Consider the following 643-nt stretch of genomic DNA (forward strand, 5'->3'; position numbering starts at 1 on the left):
GCAAAAGAAGTAGGTAGCTTAACCTTCGGGAGGGCGCTTACCACTTTGTGATTCATGACTGGGGTGAAGTCGTAACAAGGTAACCGTAGGGGAACCTGCGGTTGGATCACCTCCTTACCTTAAAGAAACGTTCTTTGAAGTGCTCACACAAATTGTCTGGTAAATGATGAACTTCTGAATGTACTTTCGAGTGCATTAAGAAGTTTTGCTCTTTAAAAATCTGGATCAAGCTGAAAATTGAAACGACACACTGTGTCTGTTCTCCGTAATAAGAACAGATAANNGGTGTGTTCGAGTCTCTCAAATTTTCGCAATCAGAAGTGAAACATCTTCGGGTTGTGAGGTTAAGCGACTAAGCGTACACGGTGGATGCCCTGGCAGTCAGAGGCGATGAAGGACGTGCTAATCTGCGATAAGCGTCGGTAAGGTGATATGAACCGTTATAACCGGCGATTTCCGAATGGGGAAACCCAGTGTGATTCGTCACACTATCGTTAACTGAATACATAGGTTAACGAAGCGAACCGGGGGAACTGAAACATCTAAGTACCCCGAGGAAAAGAAATCAACCGAGATTCCCCCAGTAGCGGCGAGCGAACGGGGAGCAGCCCAGAGTCTGAATCAGCTTGTGTGTTAGTGGAAC

Annotated in this window: 2 rRNA genes; both read left to right on the forward strand. The window is 46.2% G+C overall.

Going from position 1 to position 643, the window contains the following annotated elements:
- Positions 1–117, forward strand: a 16S ribosomal RNA gene (locus NNN71_RS24890); the annotation flags it as partial.
- Positions 118–342: 225 nt separating this feature from the next.
- A 23S ribosomal RNA gene (locus tag NNN71_RS24895) occupies positions 343–643 on the forward strand; the annotation flags it as partial.

This window comes from Kluyvera sp. Awk 3, from assembly GCF_028069715.1.
GTDB lineage: Bacteria > Pseudomonadota > Gammaproteobacteria > Enterobacterales > Enterobacteriaceae > Kluyvera > Kluyvera georgiana_A.